19 protein-coding genes are annotated in these 22,316 nt (G+C 65.9%); 12 read left to right on the top strand and 7 right to left on the bottom strand.

All coding sequences use genetic code 11. The features are described 5' to 3' along the window. Nucleotides 1-187: 187 nt before the first annotated feature. Genes CAG29_RS21650 through CAG29_RS21670 form a run of 5 tightly spaced genes read right to left on the bottom strand, consistent with a single transcriptional unit; the run spans nt 188 to nt 5,784 of the window. On the bottom strand, nt 188-2,383 hold the full coding sequence (locus tag CAG29_RS21650) for a hypothetical protein (RefSeq protein ID WP_085695124.1): 2,196 nt from the start codon (nt 2,381-2,383) through the stop codon (nt 188-190). A gap of 5 nt (nt 2,384-2,388) precedes the next feature. Next, entirely contained in the window at nt 2,389-2,799 is a 411-nt protein-coding gene (locus tag CAG29_RS21655; RefSeq protein WP_256575487.1) for a GtrA family protein, read from the bottom strand. After that, nucleotides 2,796-3,752 (bottom strand): WxcM-like domain-containing protein, encoded by a 957-nt coding sequence (locus CAG29_RS28920; protein WP_085578022.1) that lies wholly within the window; start codon nt 3,750-3,752, stop codon nt 2,796-2,798. The genes CAG29_RS21655 and CAG29_RS28920 overlap by 4 nt, the downstream gene beginning before the upstream one ends. Then, nucleotides 3,749-4,690: a glycosyltransferase family 2 protein gene (locus CAG29_RS21665; RefSeq protein WP_085578021.1), complete on the bottom strand. Its 942-nt coding sequence runs from the start codon at nt 4,688-4,690 to the stop codon at nt 3,749-3,751. Before CAG29_RS21665 ends, CAG29_RS28920 begins: the two co-directional genes overlap by 4 nt. Further along, on the bottom strand, nt 4,687-5,784 hold the full coding sequence (locus CAG29_RS21670) for a DegT/DnrJ/EryC1/StrS aminotransferase family protein (RefSeq protein WP_085578020.1): 1,098 nt from the start codon (nt 5,782-5,784) through the stop codon (nt 4,687-4,689). Before CAG29_RS21670 ends, CAG29_RS21665 begins: the two co-directional genes overlap by 4 nt. Nucleotides 5,785-6,208: 424 nt before the next feature. On the opposite strand from CAG29_RS21670, the gene CAG29_RS21675 reads away from it, so the two are divergent. The 6 genes from CAG29_RS21675 to fabF all read left to right on the top strand — a co-directional run bounded on the left by CAG29_RS21675 (nt 6,209) and on the right by fabF (nt 13,057). Then, nucleotides 6,209-7,177 carry an SDR family oxidoreductase gene (locus CAG29_RS21675; RefSeq protein ID WP_085578019.1) on the top strand — a complete coding sequence of 323 codons (969 nt, stop codon included), beginning with the start codon at nt 6,209-6,211 and terminating at the stop codon, nt 7,175-7,177. After that, a complete protein-coding gene (locus CAG29_RS21680; protein WP_085695125.1) occupies nt 7,174-8,202 on the top strand; it encodes a glycosyltransferase family 4 protein in 1,029 nt (342 codons plus the stop codon). The genes CAG29_RS21675 and CAG29_RS21680 overlap by 4 nt, the downstream gene beginning before the upstream one ends. Before the next feature lie 98 nt (nt 8,203-8,300). Continuing rightward, complete coding sequence (locus CAG29_RS21685) at nt 8,301-10,298, top strand: nucleoside-diphosphate sugar epimerase/dehydratase (protein WP_170930055.1); 1,998 nt, start codon at nt 8,301-8,303, stop codon at nt 10,296-10,298. A gap of 111 nt (nt 10,299-10,409) precedes the next feature. Beyond that, the gene (locus tag CAG29_RS21690) at nt 10,410-10,748 is read left to right on the top strand and encodes a helix-hairpin-helix domain-containing protein (protein ID WP_085640492.1); all 339 of its coding nucleotides are present in this window, start codon (nt 10,410-10,412) and stop codon (nt 10,746-10,748) included. A gap of 207 nt (nt 10,749-10,955) precedes the next feature. After that, on the top strand, nt 10,956-11,750 hold the full coding sequence (locus CAG29_RS21695) for an SDR family oxidoreductase (RefSeq protein WP_085578016.1): 795 nt from the start codon (nt 10,956-10,958) through the stop codon (nt 11,748-11,750). 32 nt (nt 11,751-11,782) lie between these two features. Then, complete coding sequence (gene fabF, locus CAG29_RS21700; protein WP_085695126.1) at nt 11,783-13,057, top strand: beta-ketoacyl-ACP synthase II; 1,275 nt, start codon at nt 11,783-11,785, stop codon at nt 13,055-13,057. Here fabF and CAG29_RS21705 read toward each other — a convergent pair. Both CAG29_RS21705 and CAG29_RS21710 read right to left on the bottom strand, forming a co-directional pair. Continuing rightward, nucleotides 13,054-13,611, bottom strand: a complete 558-nt coding sequence (locus tag CAG29_RS21705; RefSeq protein WP_085578014.1) for a TetR/AcrR family transcriptional regulator — start codon at nt 13,609-13,611, stop codon at nt 13,054-13,056. The two genes, fabF and CAG29_RS21705, sit on opposite strands and share 4 nt — an antisense overlap. Before the next feature lie 171 nt (nt 13,612-13,782). Then, entirely contained in the window at nt 13,783-13,950 is a 168-nt protein-coding gene (locus CAG29_RS21710; RefSeq protein ID WP_085578013.1) for a DUF2897 family protein, read from the bottom strand. Nucleotides 13,951-14,216: 266 nt separating this feature from the next. Between CAG29_RS21710 and kdpF the strand changes: the two genes are divergently transcribed. The 6 genes from kdpF to CAG29_RS21740 all read left to right on the top strand — a co-directional run bounded on the left by kdpF (nt 14,217) and on the right by CAG29_RS21740 (nt 22,285). Continuing rightward, nucleotides 14,217-14,306 carry a K(+)-transporting ATPase subunit F gene (kdpF, locus tag CAG29_RS21715; RefSeq protein WP_007963673.1) on the top strand — a complete coding sequence of 30 codons (90 nt, stop codon included), beginning with the start codon at nt 14,217-14,219 and terminating at the stop codon, nt 14,304-14,306. An 8-nt stretch (nt 14,307-14,314) separates the two neighbouring features. Next, a complete protein-coding gene (kdpA, locus tag CAG29_RS21720; protein ID WP_085640488.1) occupies nt 14,315-16,009 on the top strand; it encodes a potassium-transporting ATPase subunit KdpA in 1,695 nt (564 codons plus the stop codon). Nucleotides 16,010-16,019: 10 nt separating this feature from the next. Next, entirely contained in the window at nt 16,020-18,077 is a 2,058-nt protein-coding gene (gene kdpB / locus CAG29_RS21725) for a potassium-transporting ATPase subunit KdpB (RefSeq protein WP_085695127.1), read from the top strand. Nucleotides 18,078-18,214: 137 nt separating this feature from the next. Then, the gene (gene kdpC / locus CAG29_RS21730) at nt 18,215-18,760 is read left to right on the top strand and encodes a potassium-transporting ATPase subunit KdpC (protein WP_085695128.1); all 546 of its coding nucleotides are present in this window, start codon (nt 18,215-18,217) and stop codon (nt 18,758-18,760) included. 126 nt (nt 18,761-18,886) lie between these two features. Then, nucleotides 18,887-21,538: a sensor histidine kinase KdpD gene (locus tag CAG29_RS21735; RefSeq protein WP_085695129.1), complete on the top strand. Its 2,652-nt coding sequence runs from the start codon at nt 18,887-18,889 to the stop codon at nt 21,536-21,538. A 48-nt stretch (nt 21,539-21,586) separates the two neighbouring features. Further along, complete coding sequence (locus CAG29_RS21740; protein WP_085578008.1) at nt 21,587-22,285, top strand: response regulator; 699 nt, start codon at nt 21,587-21,589, stop codon at nt 22,283-22,285. The last annotated feature ends 31 nt before the right edge of the window (nt 22,286-22,316 follow it).

A 22,316-nucleotide genomic window follows, 5' to 3' on the forward strand; every position in this document is an offset into this window, starting at 1 on the left:
GGTGAGAGGGGCAGGGGGGTGGGTGGGGTTCATTGACGGCCTGATGCTCATTGATGGTTCCATGGCGTTCTTGCAGATTTGAGGTTCCGGGAGCCTGAACAGGGGCGCTCCCGGAAAAGTCTTGGTGGTTTCCATCATCCCGCTGGCGGGGGGCGGTGGCGGAACGACTGCGGTCTTTGTCTTGCCTTTACTGTGCTTTCGCGATTTTCACCCAGTCCAGCCGGGCGGAGATTCCGCCGAGGGCGGCATCCACGCTTGAGAGAAATTCGAGGGTGTTGTGCCCGGCTTCCAGTGTCTGCGGCGGCAAATCACCGCTGAATTCACCGTTGGCGCCCCAGCGGACCGCCACCGGGTGGCCGTTGACCCGTATCTGCATCTGCGTGCGGATCTGGTCGTTGGCGAAGCTGTTGAACGCTCCGCTGATCACGTAGGGGGTTGAGGCGGGGGTCAGGTCAAAGACAAGCGATGCGCGCGGCGCGTTTATCCATGCCGAAGCGTTATGGCGAAAACGCCGGGTCTCCCACTCGGTCTCCCGCCAGCCGGAACCCGCCATCGGTGGCGCCAGGCTCCACCATTTGCCGAAGTCCCAGAGGTACTCGTCATGGGCGCGGTGGCGGAATGTGATGAGGCCGAATCGAGGGGCGGCGCCGGTTTCGGCGATGCCTTGCAGACGGGTGGCGGTCGGCGACGAGCCGGATTCCAGCGTCTGGCGCCAGGCCTGAAGTTCAGGGGAGGCGGACGCCGTCGCCCCGTTGCCGACGTCGACCGTGACGACCTGCGACCGCGGCAGTTTGCGGACTTGCGCGGCGGATTGCCCGTCGGCGTCGAGCGGTACCGGATAATGCAGGGTCCAGCCTTCTTCGGTCTCTTCGCAGCGGCCCTTGCGTTGCAGCGGGTCGGACTGCTGCCATTCGTGGCCAGGCATGTAGCAGACTTCAATGGCGTCCACCGGCTTGCCGTAGAGGTGGAACAGCACTGCGCTCAAGTCGGCATTCAAGAACATCCAGTCGTGATTGAGTACGTTGGAGTGGTCGAGAATGATCAGGGTCTTGTTGAGCGCATTGCCGTCAAAGTTGTGGACGATGTCGCTCAGTACCGATTGCTGCCGTTTTGAGATGTCGATGTAGTGCTGGAACTGAAAGAGTTGCGCGCCGAGCCCGGTGAAGACCATCAGTGCCGCGAGCGCAGCGGTGACGGCCCGGGAATGGCGACGGACGATCAGCAGCACGGCGATGAACACCAGCACCGCGCCCGGTGCCGCGTACAGGAATGTCCTCTGGCTGACGCCCATGTGCGCGGGGTTGAAGATGAACGGCAAGTACCCCAGGCAAATGAGAAGGCATCCGGCCAGGATCATCCTGCCCGCCAGCATGGGCTTTGCCGGTTGCCGCAGCCCTGCGCCGGCCGTCTGCGCCGACGTTGCCGACAGCAGCGCAATGAACCCGAGGATCGCCGCCGAGGCGAGGGCGATGTACCAATGGCTGCCGATTTCGAGGACGGTGATCTGCAGGGCGTCGATCCAGCCGCCGAACAGGCTTCGTCCGATTCCCAGGCGCCAGAGCTTGGGAAAGTACTGTTTCAGGGAGGCGAAGGCGCTGTCGCCCACCACGGCGCTTTGGTAGCTGTGCACCAGGGGCAGGGTATGGATCACATAGGCGATGTAGGCGACCGGGCCGGCAGCCCAGATCAGGTGCTGCGGGTAATGCCGTTTGATGTGCGGGACGAGGCCTTTGAAGCCGACCTGGATGAAGACCGCGAACGCCGGGATGGCCGCCAGCAGCAACGCGACCTCGTACATGGCGCATCCCGCCGCCAGCAGGAGGCTGGCGAGCGCGCTGAGCGCGAAGGCGCGGGCCTTGCCTCTTTGCTCCAATGCCTGGAGCAGCAGGACACAGGCCATCAATGTCAGGCTGAGGGCCCAGTTGATGTGGATCGATCTGAACGACAGTTGCATGGTGTCGGCCGGAAACAGGATCACCAGCACACTGGCCAGCATGCCCCACTTCAGGGAGCCGGTGATCCGGGTGGTGATCAGGCTCATGCAGCAGCCCTTGATCACCAGGGCGATGATCAGCAGAACGTGCCAATAGTTGAAGGTGTCCGGATCCAGGGCGTACGCGATGGCGTGGGGCAAAATGGTGAGCGGGCGCAGCGCGTGGGCCGGCATGGCGCTCGTGGCGTCGGTCAGGAAAAACACCCCGATCCGGCTGAACAGCCCGATGACGCCCCATTCCTCCAGCAGGCCGGTCAGGCTGAAACCGAACGGCAGCCATATGAAAAGGACCGTCAGCAATGCCGGGCCGGCATGGGCGAGCCAGGCGGCTTTTTTGCCGTGCAGCGATGCCGGCGTCAGCATCGACGACTGCGGGAGGGAGGCGGTCATGGGTGTCAGTCCTTCGAGGGTGTTGTTTTGTGGGTGGCCTTGAGGACGAACTTGTTCAACAGGTAGCTGCAGGGAAGCAGCAGCGCGATCACCAGTATCGGAGCGATCGCCTTGTGCAGGTGCAGGTGTTCAACCAAGAGGTTGAGCAGCAGCGCGCCGAGAAGGTACTGCACAAGGTAGATGGTCGGGTAGACGAGCATGCCGCTCCACGACTGCTGCACCTTGAACACGACCTTCGCATTGAAGAAGTAGGCGAAGACTATCCCTGCCGCGTAAGCGATCGCATAGGCGATCTGGTAGTCGATCCAGACGCTCAGCAGCAGGTACAGGCCATAGGTGAGCCCGGTGTTCAGGCCGCCGCCGATCAGGAAGCTGATCCAGCGGCGAACCTGCGGGTTGTCTTTCAGCGCGATCACGAGACGGTTTTTTTCGCGGTGAGCCGGGTGAACTCCGAGTAGTCCCGGATGTAGTCGTCCGCTTCGTAGTAGTCGGACGTGAACACCAGCAGCACGGCGTCATCCGAGTACTTGTACTGGATGCCCCAAGTCATCGGCGGCAGGTAGATGCCCTTGTTGGGCGCATCGAGCAGGACTTCGGCCCGGTTGGTGCCGTCGTCGACCACCACCGCGCAGCTGCCTTTGACGCAGATCAGGAACTGGTGGCATTTGTGGTGGGCATGTTCGCCGCGGGTCTTCTGGCTCGGGACGTTGAAGACTAGGAAGTAGCGCTTGGGCAGGAACGGGATTTCCTTGTGGAACTCGCCGACCGAGAGATCGCCGCGCATGTCGGTGATGTACTTGAAACGGTGGGTGGTGACGTCGCCCACGCCGATCCGCACCACCGCATCGTCTTGTTCCTGGGCCTTGGCGGCGGGGCTCTTGGCGGCGTCGCTGGAGGCGGAGTTCTCGACGTAGCCGGTGATGCGCGCCGGCGAGCCGGTGACGATGGCGTACGGCGGAACGGATTTGGTGACCACCGCGCCTGCGCCGACCATCGCGCCGGTGCCGATGGTGATGCCCGGCAGGATCACTGCGCCGCCGCCGATGGACGCGCCGTCCTGGATCACGGTCTGCGAAAACGACTCCGGATAGACCTTCGAGCGCGGGAACTTGTCGTTGGTGAACGTGGCGTTGGGCCCGATGAAGACGTCGGAGCCGATCCGCAGGCCGTCCCAGACGTACACGCCGGACTTGATGGTGGTGCGGTCGCCGATGATCACGTCGTTCTCGATCAAGGAATGCGAGCAGACGTTCACGTCGTCGCCGATGACCGCGTTCTCGAAGACCACCACGTATTGCCAGATGCGCGTGTTCTTGCCGATCTTCTTGCTTTTGACGTCGGCGCTGGCGTGGATGAAGGGCTCAGTCACTTCAGGGGTTCCTTGTTGTCGAGTTGCATGCAAACGATCGCCAGCGGCCGTTGTTTGCTGTTTTCATAGGCGCGCCACGCATAGGTGCCGACCAGGCCGACCCCCAGCAGGTTCAAGGTTCCCAGCAGCAGCACGACCAGCATGGTCGCGGCGTAGCCCGGCACTTCGATGGCGCCGGACAGGCGGGCGACGATGACCATCAGGCCGATGACCAGCGAAATCATCGAGCCCACCGCGCCCATCCGGGTCAGCAGCCGGATCGGGTAGTCGGTGAAGGCGAAGATGCTGTCCATCATGTAGTCGAGCTTTTTCTTGAACGTCCAGGCCGACTTGCCTTCGAGGCGGGTCTGGCGCTCGTACTCGACGAACTTGCGGCGAAAGCCCAGCCAGAAGATCAGGGCGATCAGCGACGAGCGCGACTCGTTCAACTGCAGGAGCTGTTCACGGAACGCCTTGTTGCAGCCGAAGATGTCGACCCCGCCCTTGGGCATGTCGTGCACCACCAGGCGCCGGTACAGGCCCCAGAAGATCGAGGAGGCCATGCGGCTGGAGAAGGGATCCTGCCGCGCGTTGCGGGTGCCGATGGCCACGTCGCACTCGTCGTTGGACAGCGCCTTGAAGAAGCTGATCAAAAGCTCCGGCGGCTCCTGCAGGTCCGCCGCCATCACGCCGAAATAGTCGCCCTTGGCGGCCATCAGGCCGGTGCGGATCGCCGGGAACGAGCCGAAGTTGCGCGAATGGGCGAGCAACTGGGCGGAGAACTTCATGTCGCCCAGTGCGTTCTTCAGCATCGCGAACGATTGGTCCGGGCTGCCGTCGACCACGAACACGACTTCAAGCTGCTTCTCGAGCGAGTCGTTCATGTCCTCCAGGGCCTGGATCAGCCGAGGGATCGATTCTTCGTTCTTGTAGACCGGGACGATTACCGAATACTTCATGCCGCCCATCCGTTGACGGCGGCGATGACCTTGCTGACTTCGTCATCGGTCATTTCCGGGTAGCACGGCAGCGTGAGGATCTGCGAGGCCAGCCACTCGGTGTTCTCCAGCGATACACCGGCGAACTGCTGGCCGAACACTGGCTGGCGGTAGTCCGGGATCGGGTAGTGGACGTCGGAGGCGATCTGCGCCTCGCGCAGGTGCGTCTGCAGCGCGGTGCGCTTGGACGATTTGATGACGTACAGGTGGGCGACCGAGGCCTTGCCTGCGTCGGCGCCGTGGGTCACGTCGCTGTGGCGGATTTCGCTGCGGTAGCGGGCGGCGATGTCGCGGCGGCGGGCGTTGCCTTCATCGAGATGGGGCAGGAGTTCCGACAGGATCGCTGCCTGCATCTCGTCGAGGCGGCTGTTGCGGGCGCCTTCCAGCTCGACGCAGTACTTCGAGGACCAGCCGTACTGACGCAGTTGGGCCACACGTTGGGCGATGCTGTCGGAATTGGTCACGACCGCGCCGCCGTCGCCCAGGGCGCCGAGGTTCTTGGTCGGGTAGAAGCTGAAGCTCGACGCATCGCCGAAGGTGCCTACGCGCTGGTCGTCGCGTTCGGCGCCGTGGGCCTGGGCGCAGTCTTCCAGCAGCGGGATCCGCTGTGCGGCGCAGTATTGGGCGATGGCCTTGATCTCAGGGATGGCCAGGCCGTACAGGTGGGTGACGACCACGGCCTTGGCGCCGGCCTCGACGGCTTGCTTGACGCTGTCCAGGGTGACGACGTGGGTGTCCGGGTCGACGTCCATGAAGACTGGCGTCGCGCCGACGGCCAGGACCGAGGTGGTGGTGTACATGCCGGCGTTGGCGACCGTCGCCACTTTGTCGCCCTTGACCACGCCGAGCGCCTTGAGGGCCAGCTCGATGGCGTCGGTGCCGTTGGCGACGGTGATGCAATGCGCTGCGTTCAGGTACTGGGCGAACGACGCTTCGAAACGTTTCACTTCCGGCCCCAGAACCACCCAGCCGCTGGCGACCACCCGCTGCACCGAAGAATTGATTTGCGATTGAAACTTTTCAATCTTCGCTGCGAGGTTGTTGATTTGCTGCATGGGTGCTCTCCATTTCGAAGCAAAAAGCGTGCGATATCTGGTTTTTTGACGGCGTTGGCCGAAATTATGTTGTGCAGGAGCGCGTCGGCCATCCAGCGGCGGGCGTACGATCCCTATTTCCGCACGGATTCTATCCGTACCCTGAGCCGGCTCCAACCGGCAAACCGCAATTTGGATCGACGGGCGGTTGAGCCGCATCGGTGAATCCGCCGACGCAAGGGCGAAAATGACCGCATCGGCGGGGCGGCGAGCCTCTGCCCTGCGACAAAGTGGCTAACCGTGCATCGATTCAATAAACTGCCGCCCTTCGGCCGTTTCCGGTTCAATGCTTCGGGTTTCGGTGATGGCGGCGGGATGATCGCCGTTCAGCCAATGCGTTCGCCGCCGTCTCTTCACTGATTTCCATGTTTCCCAAGGGGCGTCCATGCGATCCAAAACATTCCTGGTCACCGGCGGCAGCGGCTTCGTGGGGCGTGCGCTGATCGCGCGGCTGGCGGCCCTGCCGTGTTCGGTCATCGCGCCGGTGCGGGACATGGCTACGGTCTTCCCGGCCGGCGTGCGCAAGGTTCAGGCCGGCGACCTGGGCCCCGGGCAGGACTGGGCCGCGTCTTTAGAGGGGGTCGACTGCATCGTCCATGCGGCCGCGCGGGTGCATGTCATGCACGACACGGACGCCGATCCCCTGGCCGCCTTCCGCCAGGTCAATGTCGAGGGCACGGTCAACCTGGCGCGCCAGGCGGCTGCGGCCGGGGTCAAGCGCTTCGTCTTCGTCAGTTCGGTCAAGGTCAACGGCGAGGGCACGCCGCCGGGCAAGGCCTACACCGCCGATGATGCGCCGGCCCCGGTCGATCCTTACGGCATTTCCAAGCTCGAAGCCGAAACGGCATTGCTGGCCCTGGCGCACGCCACGGGCATGGAGGTCGTCATCGTCCGCCCGGTGCTTGTTTACGGGCCGGGCGTGAAGGCCAATTTCCTCAGCATGATGCGCTGGCTCGCGCGGGGCGTGCCGTTGCCGTTCGGCGCCGTGGACAACCGGCGCAGCCTGGTGGCCATCGAAAACCTGGTGGACTTCATCGCCGTGTGCCTGGAGCACCCGGCGGCGGCCGGTCAAGTGTTCCTGGTCAGCGATGGCGAGGACCTCTCGACCACGCAGTTGCTGCGCAGGCTGGCCGCCGCGCTCCGGGTGCGCGCGCGGTTGCTGCCGGTGCCGGTCGCCCTCATGCGCGCAGCGGCCACCGCGTTGGGGCGGCGCGACCTGTCGCAAAGGGTTTTCGGTTCCCTGCAGGTCGACATCGGCAAAAACCGGCGACTGCTGGGCTGGACGCCTCCGGTCAGCCTTGATCACGCCTTGGGCGCTACGGCGCAACATTTTCTGGACGCTCGCCAATCATGAATTACGGATGGTTCATTCCTGCCGTCGCGCTGGTTTCATTCCTGCTGACTTGGGCGCTGCGCCGGTACGCGCTGGCCCGCAGCCTGATCGACATTCCCAATGCCCGCAGTTCCCACTCGGTGCCGACCCCCCGGGGCGGCGGCGTGGCGATCGTGCTGGCATTCCTGCTGGCGCTGGGCCTGCTGCTGTGGGGCGGGCTGATCAGTGCGGCGCAGTTCGCGGCGATCGCGGGGGCAGGGGCCCTGGTGGCGGTCATCGGTTTCATGGACGACCACGGCCACATCGCCGCCCGCTGGCGTCTGCTGGGGCATTTCCTGGCGGCCGCCTGGCTGCTGTGGTGGATCGGCGGCCTGCCGCCGGTGCAGTTGGCGGGCGTCACCGTCGACCTGGGGGTGGTCGGTCACGTGCTGGCGGCGTTCTATCTGGTCTGGCTGCTCAATCTCTATAACTTCATGGACGGCATCGACGGGATCGCCAGCGTCGAGGCCATCTGCGTCTGCATCGGCGCCGGCCTGCTGGGCTGGTGGAGCGGCCTGCCGCAGCTGGCCTGGGTGTCGGCCTTGCTGGTGGCCAGCGTGGCTGGGTTCTTGTTCTGGAATTTTCCGCCCGCGCGGATCTTCATGGGCGATGCCGGAAGCGGGTTCCTGGGCATTGTGCTGGGCGGTTTGTCGCTTCTGGCCGCAACGTTCGACGCCAATCTGCTGTGGAGTTGGCTGATACTGCTGGGCGTCTTCATCGTCGATGCGACGTTCACCCTGTTTCGCCGACTGTTGCGGGGCGACAAGGTGTATGAGGCGCACCGCAGCCATGCCTATCAGTTTGCCTCTCGTCGGTTCGGCAGCCATTTGGCGGTCACGGCGACCGTCGGGGCGATCAATCTGCTCTGGCTGTTGCCTATTGCGGTGGGCGTCGCCCATTTCGGGCTGGACGGCGGCTTGGGCTTGATCCTGGCCTATGCTCCCTTGCTGGTGCTGGCGATCAGGTTTCGAGCCGGAGAACTTGAAAAAGCGCCGGCGAAGGACTAAGCAACAGTTCTGTCATAAGGGATTAAAGTGCGAGAGACTCGGATCCGGGCCGCCGCGCCAACGCAACCGATCAAAGGAGGGCTGAGGTGTTTGAGGAGATGATGGAAAACGTCAGAGCGCGCCTTCTGGGGCTTCCCCGGCGTCGCAAGCGTCTGATCCAGGTCAGCACGGACATCGTCCTGGTCTGGGTCGCCCTGTGGCTGGCCTTCATCGTCCGCCTGGGGATCGATGACATGTACAACCCCTTCAGGGTGCACTTCTGGCTGTTTGTCTGCGCCCCGGTGGTCGCCATCCCGCTCTTCATCCGCTTCGGCATGTACCGGGCGGTCATGCGCTATTTCGGCAACGATGCGCTGATCGCAATCATCAAGGCCGTGAGCCTGTCCTCGCTGATCCTGGCGGTGGTGGTGTACTGGTACAGCAACCACGAAGCGGTCGTGCCCCGTTCGGTCATCTTCAACTACTGGTGGCTGAGCCTGGTCATCATCGGCGGCCTGCGCCTGTGCATGCGCCAATACTTCATGGGCGACTGGTTCACCGCCGCCCAGCACGTCCCGTTCACCAGCCGCGACAACGGGCTGACCAAGGTCGCCGTGTATGGCGCAGGCGTCGCCGGCAACCAACTGGTGGCCGCCTTGCGCATGGGCAAGGTGATGCGTCCCGTGGCGTTCATCGACGATGACCCGAGCATCGCCGACCGCTCCATTTCCGGCCTGGTGGTCTACAAGCCCAAGCACATCCAGCAGATGATCGACGTGACCGGCGCGCAGGAGATCCTGCTGGCGCTGCCGTCCTCCACCCGTTCCCGTCGCCGGGAGATCCTCAACCTGCTGGAAGGCTTCCCGCTGCACGTGCGCAGCGTGCCCAACTTCTCGGACCTGGCCAGCGGCCGCGTCAAGGTCGAAGACATCCAGGAAGTGGACATCGCGGACCTGCTCGGACGGGATTCGGTGCCGGCCCAGCCCGACCTGCTCGAACGCTGCATCAAGGGCAAGACCGTCATGGTGACCGGGGCCGGCGGCTCCATCGGTTCGGAACTGTGCCGGCAGATCTTCGCGCTCGGCCCGACCGCGCTGATCCTGTTCGACCACAGCGAGTTCAACCTCTACAGCATCCTGTCGGAGCTGGAGAAGCGCGGCGCCCGGGAGTCGGTGCCGGTGCACCTGCTGCCGATCCTCGGCTCCATCCGCCATCCGCACAAACTGCTGGATGTGATGAAGACCTGGAAAGTGGAGACCGTGTACCACGCCGCCGCCTACAAGCATGTGCCGATGGTCGAGCACAACATCGCCGAGGGCGTGCTCAACAACGTCATCGGCACGTTGAACACGGCCCAGGCCGCACTGCAGTCGGGTGTGGCCAATTTCGTGCTGATCTCCACCGACAAGGCCGTGCGCCCCACGAATGTGATGGGCAGCACCAAGCGCCTGGCCGAACTGACCCTCCAGGCCCTGAGCCAGGAAGTGGCGCCGGTGCTGTTCGGCGACAAGGCGAACGTCTCGCGGGTCAACAAGACCCGCTTCACCATGGTGCGTTTCGGCAATGTCCTGGGCTCGTCCGGCTCGGTGATCCCGCTGTTCCACAGCCAGATCAAGTCCGGCGGGCCGCTGACCGTGACCCATCCGAAGATCACCCGCTACTTCATGACCATTCCCGAGGCGGCCCAGCTGGTCATCCAGGCGGGTTCCATGGGGCAGGGCGGCGACGTGTTCGTGCTGGACATGGGCGAGCCGGTCCGCATCGTCGAGCTGGCGGAAAAGATGATCCACCTGTCCGGCTTGAGCATCCGCTCCGAGCGCAATCCCCAGGGCGACATCTCCATCGAGTTCACCGGGCTGCGCCCTGGCGAGAAGCTGTACGAGGAGCTGCTGATCGGGGACAACGTCGCGGCCACGCCGCACCCGATGATCATGACGGCCAACGAGGACCACCTGGCCTGGGATGTGCTGAAGAACCGCCTGAGCGACCTGCTGGCGGCGGTCGAGCAGGACGACTACTCGCGGGTGCGGCAACTGCTGCGCGAAACGGTCAGCGGGTATTCGCCGGACGGTGAGATCGTCGACTGGATCTATCAGCAGCGCCGGCTCGAGCCCTGATTGTTTCATATCCTGTAACGCACGGGTTTTTGACAGGCCCGCTCCATTGTCTAAGTTTTGGTGAGCAGCTTCGGAGAAGCTGCTTTCCCAAACGATGATGGAGCGTCACTTATGCGTACCGGTTTTTTCTCTTCCCTGGTTTTTGCCCTGCTCACCAGCGCCTCGATCGCCGCGATCGCTGCGCCTTCGGCGGGGCCCGAAGCACAGAAGCCACCTTCCGCGGCCGTGGCGGCACAGGCGCCTGCCACCTCCGCCAAGGTCGACCTCAACGACGCCGATGCCGCCACCCTGCAAAAGGAACTGGCAGGAGTGGGCGAAGCGAAGGCCAAGGCCATTGTTGCGTACAGGGAAACAAACGGGCCGTTCGCGTCAGTGGATGAACTGCTGGAAGTGAAGGGCATCGGCAAGGCGATCCTGGATCGCAACCGCGACAGGCTGGAAGTGAACTAAGCTGAACGCTCATCGCCAAGAGGCCGGTCATTGACCGGCCTTTTTGCATTCCGGCACCGGGCGGATGACACGGGCGGGTGTTCGTCGGACGGATTGAAATTACGGCTATCATATTGCTCTTTGATTATGCCTATAATATTTTCGCCATCCGAAGCCGTCCGGTCTCCGGAGGCGTTCATTCCCCCAAGGTTCAGCAGGAGTACGGTCATGAATTCTCCAAAGTCTCAAGGTACGGCCCTCGTCACTGGCGCGTCTTCCGGCATCGGTGCGGTATACGCCGAGCGGTTGGCGGCGCGGGGGTTCGATCTGTTGCTGGTGGCCCGTGACCAGGAGCGGCTGGAAAGCGCCGCCGTCAGGTTGCGCGGCGCCCATGGCGTCCAGGTCGAAGTGCTGAAGGCCGACCTGACGCAGAAGGCCGATGTGCAGAAGGTCGAGCAGCGTCTGCGCAGCGACGCCGGCATCAGCCTGCTGGTCAACAACGCGGGCGTCGGCGCCAACGGTTCGCTGGCCGACGCCGATCCCGAGCAGTTGGAACGGCTGATCCAGCTGAACATCACCGCCGTCACCCGGCTGGCCTGCGCCGCCGCTGCGGCGTTCCTCAACGCCGGCCGTGGCACGATCGTCAACATCGCCTCCGTGGTGGCGCTGTTTCCCGAGCGTTTCAACGCCACCTACAGCGCCAGCAAGGCTTACGTGCTGAGCCTGACCCAATCGCTGAACGCGGAGCTCGACGGCACCGGCGTCAAGGTGCAGGCGGTGCTGCCCGGCGTCACCCGCACCGAAATCTGGGAGCGCTCCGGGATCGACGCCAGCGGCATTCCGGATGAAATGATCATGGAGGCCGGCGAGATGGTGGATGCGTCTCTGGCGGGGCTTGAGCAAGGTGAACTGGTGACCATTCCGTCCCTGCCGGACGCCGGTGAGTGGCAGGCCTTCGTCGCCGCGCGTCTGGTGATGGCGCCCAACCTTTCCCACCGTTCGGCGGCCGGGCGCTACAAGTAAGACCTTTCTGAATCGGCAAGAGGAAACCTGATATGGATCAGCGTCGGATAGTGGTCACGGGAATGGGCCTGGTGTCTCCGCTGGGCAGCGGCGTCGAAGCGGCCTGGCAGCGTCTGTTGGCTGGCCGCTCGGGGTTGCGTCCGTTGCCGGAAGCGGTGGTCGCGGATCTGCCGACCCGTGTCGGCGGGGTGGTGCCGACGGTGGAGGAGGATGCCGAAGCCGGCTTCGACCCTGACCGTGCGACGCCGCCCAAGGAACAGAAGAAGATGGACCGCTTCATCCTGTTCGCCATGGAGGCGGCCCGCCAGGCGTTGGAGCAGGCGGGCTGGCAACCTGCCGAAGCCCGGGCCAAGGAACGCACGGCGACCGTCATCGGTTCCGGCGTGGGCGGCTTCGGCGCCATCGCCGATGCCGTGCGCACCACCGACAGCCGTGGCCCGCGCCGTCTGTCGCCGTTCACCATCCCTTCGTTCCTGGTCAACCTTGCCGCCGGCCATGTCTCGATCGCCCACGGCCTCAAGGGGCCGCTGGGCGCGCCGGTGACGGCATGCGCGGCCGGGGTGCAGGCGATCGGCGACGCGGCGCGGATGATCCGTGCGGGCGAAGCCGACATCGCGGTGTGCGGCGGCGCCGAGGCGGCCATCGACCGGGTCAGCCTGGCCGGCTTCGCGGCGGCCCGCGCTTTGTCCAGCGCCTACAACGACACGCCCGAACGCGCCTCGCGCCCGTTCGACAGCGGACGGGACGGCTTCGTCATGGGCGAGGGGGCGGGCCTGTTGGTGATCGAGTCCCTGGAGCATGCGCTGGCGCGGGGCGCCCGGCCCTTGGCCGAACTGGTCGGATACGGCACCAGCGCCGATGCCTACCACCTGACCGCCGGTCCCGAGGACGGCAACGGGGCGCAGCGCGCGATGGGGTTGGCATTGGCCCAGGCGGGCGTGACGCCGGACCAGGTGCAGCACCTCAATGCCCACGCAACCTCCACGCCGGTCGGGGATCTGGGTGAGTTGGCGGCCATCAAGTCGTTGTTCGGTGCCGGACGCAGCATCGCCGTGACCTCGACCAAATCCGCCACCGGGCATCTGTTGGGCGCGGCCGGCGGGCTCGAAGCGATCTTCACGGTGCTGGCGATCCGCGACCAGGTCGTCCCGCCCACCCTCAACTTCGACGATCCCGACCCGGCCAGCGAAGGCGTGGACATCGTCCACGGCCAGGCGCGGTCGATGCCGATCGAATATGCGCTGTCCAACGGTTTCGGGTTCGGGGGGGTGAACGCCAGCGTGCTGTTCAAGCGCTGGGCGGGCTAGTCTTTCGAACGCTTGAGGTGGTCGCGGGTGACGTCAAGGATGCGCTGGGCGAAATCGCCGTCCGCGACGCTGCGCGACAGCAGCAGCGCGCCCGCCAGGGTCGCCATGATGACGATGCTGCGCTCGGCCGCGTCGTCGCCGTCGAGGGTGCCTTCGATCTGGTCGAGGCGGGCCTTGAGCACCTCGTCGCTGGTGGGGCTGGGCTGGCCGCGCAGCCCCAGTTCCGAGGAGATGGTCAGCAACGGGCAGCCTTCGTGCGGGCTGGTCTGGTGCCATTCGGAGAGGTAGGTGTCGATGAACAGATCCAGCGGATTGGCCTGGGCGAAGATGTCGGCGCACAGGCCGGCCACTTGGTCGCCGGCCGCCCGCAAGGCCTTTTCCACCAGTTCATCCTTGGACTTGAAGTGCGAATAGAAGCCGCCGTGGGTCAGGCCCAGGGCTTTCATCAAGGGCTGCAGGCCGGTCGCGCCGATGCCGTCCTTGCGGAACCGTTCGGAGGCCTCCTTGATGATGCGCTGGTGGGTCTGGGCTTTGTGATCCTGCGAATAACGCATTTAAACTCTCCGCAACTAGGTCCCCATCTTAACCAATGAAAATTGCATGGTGACTGTACTTCTACTTCTAAAAAGCGTGCGGTTGAGTCCGGCGTGATCTCAGCCGTGCCCCTGCCGGCCGGCCGGCCAGCGACGCAAAGAAAAACCCGCCGGCATCGGCGGGTTTCCCATTCAGCGGTCTTGTGCCTCCTTGGCGTCCATTTCCGCATTGCGTTCAGCGACGCGTCTGCGTTGCTCTTCGGTCAGCTCGACCTTGTTGGCGGTGTCGCGCAGCATCATCAAGCCGCCAACGATCGAGCCGATGGCCACGACCAGGATCAACCAGGCATACCAAGGCATAACGGCACTCCTCAAGGGCAGGCCGGCGGGCGAGGGTTTCGCCGTACGCCGCTGCATACCCTGTTTGAGCGAAGGGATTTCGCACTGGTTCCATTCTAGGCCGGTTACGCCCTCAGCGGTTCAGGGACCTGCGCCGTAATCGCCGCGTAAACCCACTCTTTACGCTTTCTTTATGCCCTCGCGAGCCCCTCGGTCTCGTTCCTTTACGGCCGCCTTTCCGACAATGCCTCCACACGCGGCAATACGCCGTAAAACGGAGATCTTCCATGAGCGTTCTGGACGGGGTGTCCCTGCTGCTGGCGGCAGGGCTGTTCATTTATCTGTTGGTTGCGCTGCTGCGCGCGGATCGGAACTAGGAGCGGCTATGCACAGTTATGACTATGGGCTGATCCTCGCGTTCTTCGCGGTGGTCCTGCTGCCGGCGCCGTTGCTGGGGCGCTTCTACTACAAGGTGATGGAAGGCCAACGCACCTGGCTGACGCCGGTGCTCGGCCCGCTGGAGCGCGGCTGCTACCGCCTCGCCGGGGTCGATCCGCAGAGCGAGCAGAGCTGGCAGAAGTACACGCTGGCGTTGCTGGCGTTCAACCTCGCCGGGTTCCTGCTGCTGTTCGCGATCCTGGTGTTCCAGGATCACCTGCCGCTCAACCCGCAGAACCTGCCGGGCCAGGAATGGACCCAGGCGTTCAACACCGCGGTCAGTTTCATGACCAACACCAACTGGCAGTCCTACAGCGGTGAGGCGACCCTCAGCTACCTGAGCCAGATGGCCGGCCTCACCGTGCAGAATTTCGTCAGCGCCGCCACCGGCCTGGCCGTGCTGGTTGCGCTGTGCCGCGGCATCGGTCGCAAATCCGCCAAGACCCTGGGCAACTTCTGGGCCGACATGACCCGCGCCACTCTCTACGGCCTGCTGCCGCTGTGCCTGCTGCTGGCGCTGTACCTGGTGTGGCAGGGCGTGCCGCAGACCTTCGCCCAATACGTGAACGCCGTGACGGTGCAGGGCGTCGATCAGGTGATCCCGCTCGGCCCTGCGGCCAGCCAGATCGCGATCAAGCAACTGGGCACCAACGGCGGCGGCTTCTTCGGCGTCAACTCGGCGCATCCGTTCGAGAACCCGACGGCGTGGAGCAACCTGTTCGAAGTGGCGTCGATCATCCTGATCCCGGTGGCGCTGGTGTTCACCTTCGGGCATTACGTGAAGGACCTGCGTCAGAGCCGCGCGATCATCGGCTGCATGCTGGCGCTGTTCATCATCGGCGGCGCCACGTCGCTGTGGGCCGAGTACCAGCCGAACCCGGCGCTGAGCAGCCCGGCCGTCGAGCAGACCGCACCGCTGGAAGGCAAGGAAGCGCGCTTCGGCACCACCGCCACCGTGCTGTGGTCGGTGACCACCACCGCCGCCTCGAACGGTTCGGTGAACGGCATGCACGACAGCCTCAACCCGCTCAGCGGCATGGTGGCGCTGGTCAACATGATGGTCGGCGAAGTGATCTTCGGCGGCGTCGGCGCCGGGCTCTACGGCATGCTGCTCAACGTGCTGATCGCGGTGTTCCTCGCCGGCCTGATGATCGGGCGCACGCCGGAATACCTGGGCAAGAAACTTCAGGCGCGGGAGGTGCAACTGCTGGTGGTCACGCTGCTGGTGATGCCGGTGGGCGTGCTGGTGCTCGGCGCGATCGCCGCGAGCCTGCCAGGCCCTGCCGCGACCATCAGCAACCCCGGCCCCCACGGTTTCAGCCAGTTGCTGTACGCCTACACCTCGGCCAGCGCCAACAACGGCTCGGCGTTCGGCGGCCTGAGCGCCAACACCCCGTTCCACAACCTGATGCTGGGCCTGGGCATGCTGATCGGCCGCTTCGGCTACATCCTCCCGGTCATGGCCCTGGCCGGCAGCCTGGCGATGAAGAAGACCGCGCCGATCGGCCAGAACAGCTTCCCGACCCACGGCCCGCTGTTCGTGACCCTGCTGACCGTGACCATTTTGCTGGTGGGCGGCCTGACCTTCCTGCCGACCCTGGCGCTGGGCCCTATCGCTGAACACCTGAGCATGGGCTTCTAAGGAATCCATCATGAATATGCCTGCAATCAAACCCGTCGCCGCCAAGGCGCCGGAACATGCGAAAACCGCGATCAGCGCCTTGTGGCGTCCGGCGCTGGTGCAAGCCTTCGTCAAGCTCGACCCGCGCCAGCTGCAGCGCTCGCCGGTGATGTTGGTGGTGGAACTGACCGCCGTCCTGACCACCGTGCTGTGCTTCATCCCGGACAGCGTCGTGCCGTCCTTCGTCGCCGCGCAGATCGCCCTGTGGCTGTGGTTCACGGTGCTCTTCGCCAACTTCGCCGAAGCCTTGGCCGAAGGGCGCGGCAAGGCCCGGGCCGACAGCCTCAAGGCCGGCAGCGAAGGCCTGAGCGCCCGGCGCAAGCTGGCCAACGGCAGCTTCCAGGTGGTGCCGGCCGCGAGCCTGCGCAAAGGTGACGTGGTGCGCGTCGAGGCCGGGGAAATGATCCCCGGCGACGGCGAAGTCATCGAAGGCATCGCGGCGGTGAACGAAGCGGCCATCACCGGTGAATCGGCACCGGTGATCCGCGAGTCCGGCGGCGACCGTTCCGCCGTCACCGGCAACACCCGTCTGGTGTCCGACTGGCTGCTGGTGAAGATCACCGCCAACCCTGGCGAGTCGACCCTCGACCGCATGATCGCGCTGGTCGAAGGCGCCAAGCGCCAGAAGACCCCGAACGAAGTGGCGCTGGACATCCTGCTGATCGGTCTGACCCTGATCTTCCTGCTGGTGGTGGTGACTCTGCAGCCGTTCGCTCACTTCGCCAACGGCAGCCTGCCGCTGGTGTTTCTGGTGGCGCTTCTGGTGACGCTGATCCCGACCACCATCGGCGGCCTGCTGTCGCCCATCGGCATCGCCGGGATGGACCGCCTGGTGCGCCTGAACGTGATCGCCAAGTCCGGGCGTGCGGTGGAGGCGGCGGGCGACGTGCACGTGCTGATGCTGGACAAGACCGGCACCATCACCTTCGGCAACCGCCGCTGCAGCGCGGTGCATGCCGCGCCGGGCGTGAGCGCCCGTGAACTGGCCGAGGGCGCGCTGTTCGCCTCGCTGGCCGACGACACCGCCGAAGGCAAATCCATCGTCGAGTACCTGCGCGGCGCCAACCCGCAGCCGGAGCCGTCGATGGACACCCTGACCGCCGTGCCGTTCAGCGCCGAGACCCGGCTCTCCGGCGTGGACTATCAGGGCCGCGCCTACCGCAAGGGCGCGGTGGATTCGCTGCTCGCCTTCCTCGGCCAGCAGCGCGGCGACCTGGCCCCGGCCCTGTCCCGGGAGATCGACAAGATCGCCCAGAGCGGCGGCACGCCGTTGCTGGTCTGCGCCGACGGCAAGCTGCTGGGTGTGATCCACCTCAAGGACGTGGTCAAGCCGGGGATCCGCGAGCGTTTCGCCGAACTGCGCAAGCTGGGGATCCGCACGGTGATGGTGACCGGCGACAACCCGCTGACCGCCGCCGCGATAGCCGCCGAAGCGGGCGTCGATGACGTGCTGGCCGAAGCCACGCCGGAGAAGAAACTGGCGCGCATCCGCCACGAGCAGAACGACGGCCGCCTGGTCGCGATGTGCGGCGACGGCGCCAACGACGCCCCGGCGCTGGCCCAGGCCGACGTCGGCATGGCGATGAACGACGGCACCCAGGCCGCGCGCGAGGCGGCCAACATGGTCGACCTCGACAGCGACCCGACCAAGCTCCTGGACGTGGTGCAGATCGGCAAGGAACTGCTGGTGACCCGCGGCGCGCTGACGACCTTTTCCATCGCCAACGACGTGGCCAAGTATTTCGCGATCCTGCCGGCGCTGTTCGCCGCGATCTACCCGCAACTGGGCGTGCTGAACATCATGCACCTGAGCAGCCCGCAGAGCGCGATCCTGTCGGCCATCGTGTTCAACGCCCTGATCATCGTCGTGCTGATCCCGCTGGCCCTGCGCGGCGTGCGGGTGCAGGCGGCGAGCGCGGCGGCGCTGCTGCGGCGCAACCTGCTGATCTACGGCCTGGGCGGGATCCTGGTGCCGTTCGTGGGGATCAAGGCCATCGACATGCTGCTGACGGCGTTGCACCTGGTTTGATTCTGCAAGGTGCGCCAGGCACCCGGCTCCCGCCCTTGAAAGGCATTGCCTTGTGGGAGCCAGCCTGCTGGCGATGGACTCGCCTGGACGCACCTGACCTAACGCGGCATCCGCTGCTTGAATTCGAGGATTCTGAAATGTCCACACTGATACGTCCCGCCCTGAGCCTGCTGGTGCTGATGACCCTGGTCACCGGCGTCGCCTATCCCTTGGCGGTCACCGGCATCGCCCAGGTCGCCTTCCCGGAACAGGCCAACGGCAGCCTGGTGCGCAATGCCGAAGGCAAGGTGCGCGGCTCGTCCCTGATCGCCCAGGATTTCGTCGGCGATGCCTGGTTCCACCCACGCCCCTCGGCCGGTGCGTTCGCCACCGTGTCGAGCAGCGCGAGCAACCTGGCGCCGAGCAACCCCGCCCTGGCCACCCGTGTGATCGACGATGCCGGCAAGTTGCAGGTGCCAGGTCAGGGGCCGGTGCCCCTGGCGCTGCTCACCACCTCCGGCAGCGGCCTAGATCCGCACTTGCCACCGGCGGCGATTGCCTATCAACTGGCGCGTGTCGCACAGGCGCGCAACCTGCCGGTGGCGACCCTGCAGCAACTGCTCGACGCGCACATCGAACAGCCGCTGGTGGGGCCGCCGGTGGTCAACGTGTTGGAGCTGAACCTGGCGCTGGAAAAGCTCTGAGCCGTTGCACCGCCAATCGCCAGCAGGCGGGCCCCCACAGGAACGCGCATTTCGTTGTGGGAGCCAGCCTGCTGGCGATGACGGCAGTCGCTGCGATACACAAACATCAGGAAGAGAACATCAAGCATGAGTGATTCCGGCCGCGCCGATGCGCTGTTAGCCAACCTGCCCCGGGACGGCCGCGGCCGGCTGAAGGTGTTCCTCGGCGCCGCGCCGGGCGTGGGCAAGACCTACGCCATGCTCCAGGCCGCCCACACCCAATTGCGCCAAGGCGTGAAGGTCATCGCCGGCGTCGTCGAGACCCACGGCCGGGCGGAGACCGAAGCGCTGCTCGGCGGCCTGCCGCAGCAGCCGCTGGTGCGTTCGGAGTACCGCGGCGTCACCCTCGAAGAAATGGACCTGGACGGCCTGCTCGCGGCCAAGCCCAAGCTGGTGCTGGTGGACGAACTGGCCCACACCAACGCCCCCGGCAGCCGTCACGCCAAGCGCTGGCAGGACATCCAGGAACTGCTCGCCGCCGGCATCGACGTGTTCACCACGGTCAACGTCCAGCACCTGGAAAGCCTCAACGACCAAGTGCGCGGCATCACCGGCGTGCAGGTGCGCGAAACCTTGCCCGACTGGGTGCTGCAGGAAGCCTACGAACTGCTGCTGATCGACCTGCCGCCGCGGGAATTGCTGGAGCGCCTGCGCGAAGGCAAGGTCTACGTGCCGGAGCAGGCCCGGGCGGCCATCGATGCGTTCTTCACCCAGACCAACCTCACCGCGCTGCGCGAACTGGCGATGCAGACCGCCGCCGCGCAGGTGGACAACGACCTGGCCCAGGGCTACCGCCAGCTCGGCCAGTCGGCGCCGGCGGTGCGCGGGCGCCTGCTGGTGGGCGTGGACGGCGATGCCCAGGCCGAACGGCTGGTGCGCCACGCCAGCCGAGTCGCCCAGCGCCGGCATCTGCCGTGGAGCCTGGTGCATGTCGACAACGGCCGGGTGCGCGACGAGCAATCGCGCCTGCGCCTGCAAAGCGCCCAGCAACTGGCCGAGCGCCTGGGCGGCGAAGTGGTGCTGCTGCGGGCCGGCGAGGTGGCCAAGACCCTGATCCAGCACGCCGCCGAACGTCGGGCGAGCCTGGTGCTGGTCGGCCAGTCCCGGCCGCGTCTGCGCCGTCGCCTGTTCGGCGGCGGTCTGGCGGCGCGTCTGCTGCGTCAGGCCCAGGGCCTGGAGATCAACGTGCTGGACAGCGAGCACCAGCCGCATCAACCGCGCCTGCGGAGCGCCGCGGCGCTGGTGTGGTTCGACTACGCGCTGGCCCTGGTGGCGACGGTGTCGGCCAGTGCGCTGGCATGGGCGGTGTCCAGCGTGTTGCCGTTGCCGAACATCTCCCTGGTGTTCCTAGCGGCGGTGCTGCTGGTGGCGGTGCGCAGCAGCCTGGGACCGGCGCTGGCCTGTGCGGCGCTGTCGTTCCTGACCTATGACTTTCTGTTCATTCCGCCGAACTTCTCCTTCGCCATCCAGCGGGAGGAAGACGTGCTGACCTTGCTGTTCTTCCTGCTGATGGCGGCGCTCACCGGCAATCTCGCGGCCCGTCAGCGCCGGCAGTTGCAGGCCCTGCGCGACACCCAGGAAGAGACCACCGAACTGCTCGACCTGTCGCGCCGGCTCACCGCCGCCACCGACCGCCAGGCCGTGGTCAGCGCCGCCGCCCAGCACCTCAACGGCTGGAGCGACCTGCAGGTGTGCCTGCTCAACCGCGACGGCCAGGGCGGCTGGAAGGTCGAGACCGGCGGGCCGCTGCAGTTCTCCGAGGCCGAACGCGCCGCCGCCGATTGGGCCTGGCAGCACGACCAACCGGCGGGCATGGGCACCGGCACGCTGCCGTTCGGACGCTGGTGGTGGTGGCCGCTGTCGGCGGAAGAGGGGCCGCTGGCGTTGCTGGGCGTGTGCGCCAAAGAGGGCCAGACCTTGAGCGGCCAGCGCCGCCGTTTGCTCACCGCGTTGAGCCAGCCGCTGGCCCAGGCGTTGGCGCGGGCGCAACTGGCCGACGACCTGGAGGCGGCGCGGCTGCACGGCGAGACCGAACAGCTGCGCAGCGCCTTGCTCGCCTCGGTGTCCCACGACCTGCGCACGCCGTTGACCTCAATGCGCGGCAGCATCGACAGCCTGCTGGCCCTGGGCGAGGCGATCCCGCTGGAGGACCGCCGGGAACTGCTGGAGGGCACCCGCGACGAGGCCGAGCGCCTGGATCGCTACATCCAGAACCTGCTGGACATGACCCGTCTCGGCCACGGCGCACTGAAGCTGGCGCGGGACTGGGTGGCGCCGGCGGACATTGTCGGCAGCGCGCTCAATCGCTTGCGGGCGGTGCTGTCGTCGTTGCAGGTGAGCACCGAGGTGCCGGCCGAACTGCCGCTGCTGTTCGTGCACGCGGCGCTGATCGAGCAGGCGCTGGTGAACGTGCTGGAGAACGCCGCACGGTTCTCGCCGTCCCATGGCCGCCTGCAACTGCGTGCCGGAGCGGACGGCGACGAACTGTTCTTCTCGGTCAGCGACGAAGGGCCGGGCATTCCCGTCGAGGAGCGGGCGAAGATTTTCGACATGTTCTACACCGCTGCGCGCGGTGACCGGGGCGGGCAGGGCACGGGCCTGGGGCTGGCGATCTGTCAGGGCATGGTCGGCGCCCACGGCGGCCGGATCAGCGTGGGCGACGGCATCGACGGCCGCGGCACCTGCATCACGCTGCACCTGCCGTTGCAGACGCAGCCGGGGATGGACGGTGAAGGCTGATCCCCGCTGCGCTACTCTCTTGCCCAACTTTTGTGTTGACGTGAATCCATGAGCCAGACCGCGACCATTTTGGTCATCGACGACGAACCGCAGATCCGCAAGTTCCTGCGCATCAGCCTCGCTTCACAGGGCTACAAGGTGCTGGAGGCCGGCACCGGCACCGAAGGCCTCGCGCAGGCGGCGCTGAACAAGCCCGACCTCTTGGTGCTCGACCTCGGCCTGCCGGACATGGACGGCCAGCAAGTGCTGCGCGAGTTCCGCGAATGGGCCACGGCGCCGGTGCTGGTGCTGTCGGTGCGCGCCAGCGAAGGGCAGAAGGTGCAGGCCCTGGACGGCGGCGCCAACGATTACGTGACCAAGCCGTTCGGCATCCAGGAGTTCCTCGCCCGGGTGCGGGCGCTGCTGCGTCAGGCGCCGGCGGGGGAGGCGCAGCAGGCCGCGCTGAACTTCGGCCCGCTGACCGTGGACCTGGCGTACCGCCGGGTCACGCTCGACGGCGCCGAAGTGGCCCTGACCCGCAAGGAGTACGCGGTGCTGGCGCAACTGGCGCGGCATCCGGGACGGGTGATCACCCAGCAGCAGTTGCTCAAGGACATCTGGGGCCCGACCCACACCGAAGACAGCCACTACCTGCGCATCGTGGTCGGGCACCTGCGCCAGAAACTGGCGGACGACCCGACCCGGCCGCGGTTCATCGTCACCGAGGCGGGGGTGGGGTATCGGTTGTTGGGCGAGACCAGCCTGTAGGCCTGTGCCGAATGGGCCGGCTCTGGCTCCC

It is taken from the genome of Pseudomonas sp. B7(2017) (assembly GCF_002112745.1).
In the GTDB taxonomy this organism is placed as follows: domain Bacteria; phylum Pseudomonadota; class Gammaproteobacteria; order Pseudomonadales; family Pseudomonadaceae; genus Aquipseudomonas; species Aquipseudomonas ekonensis.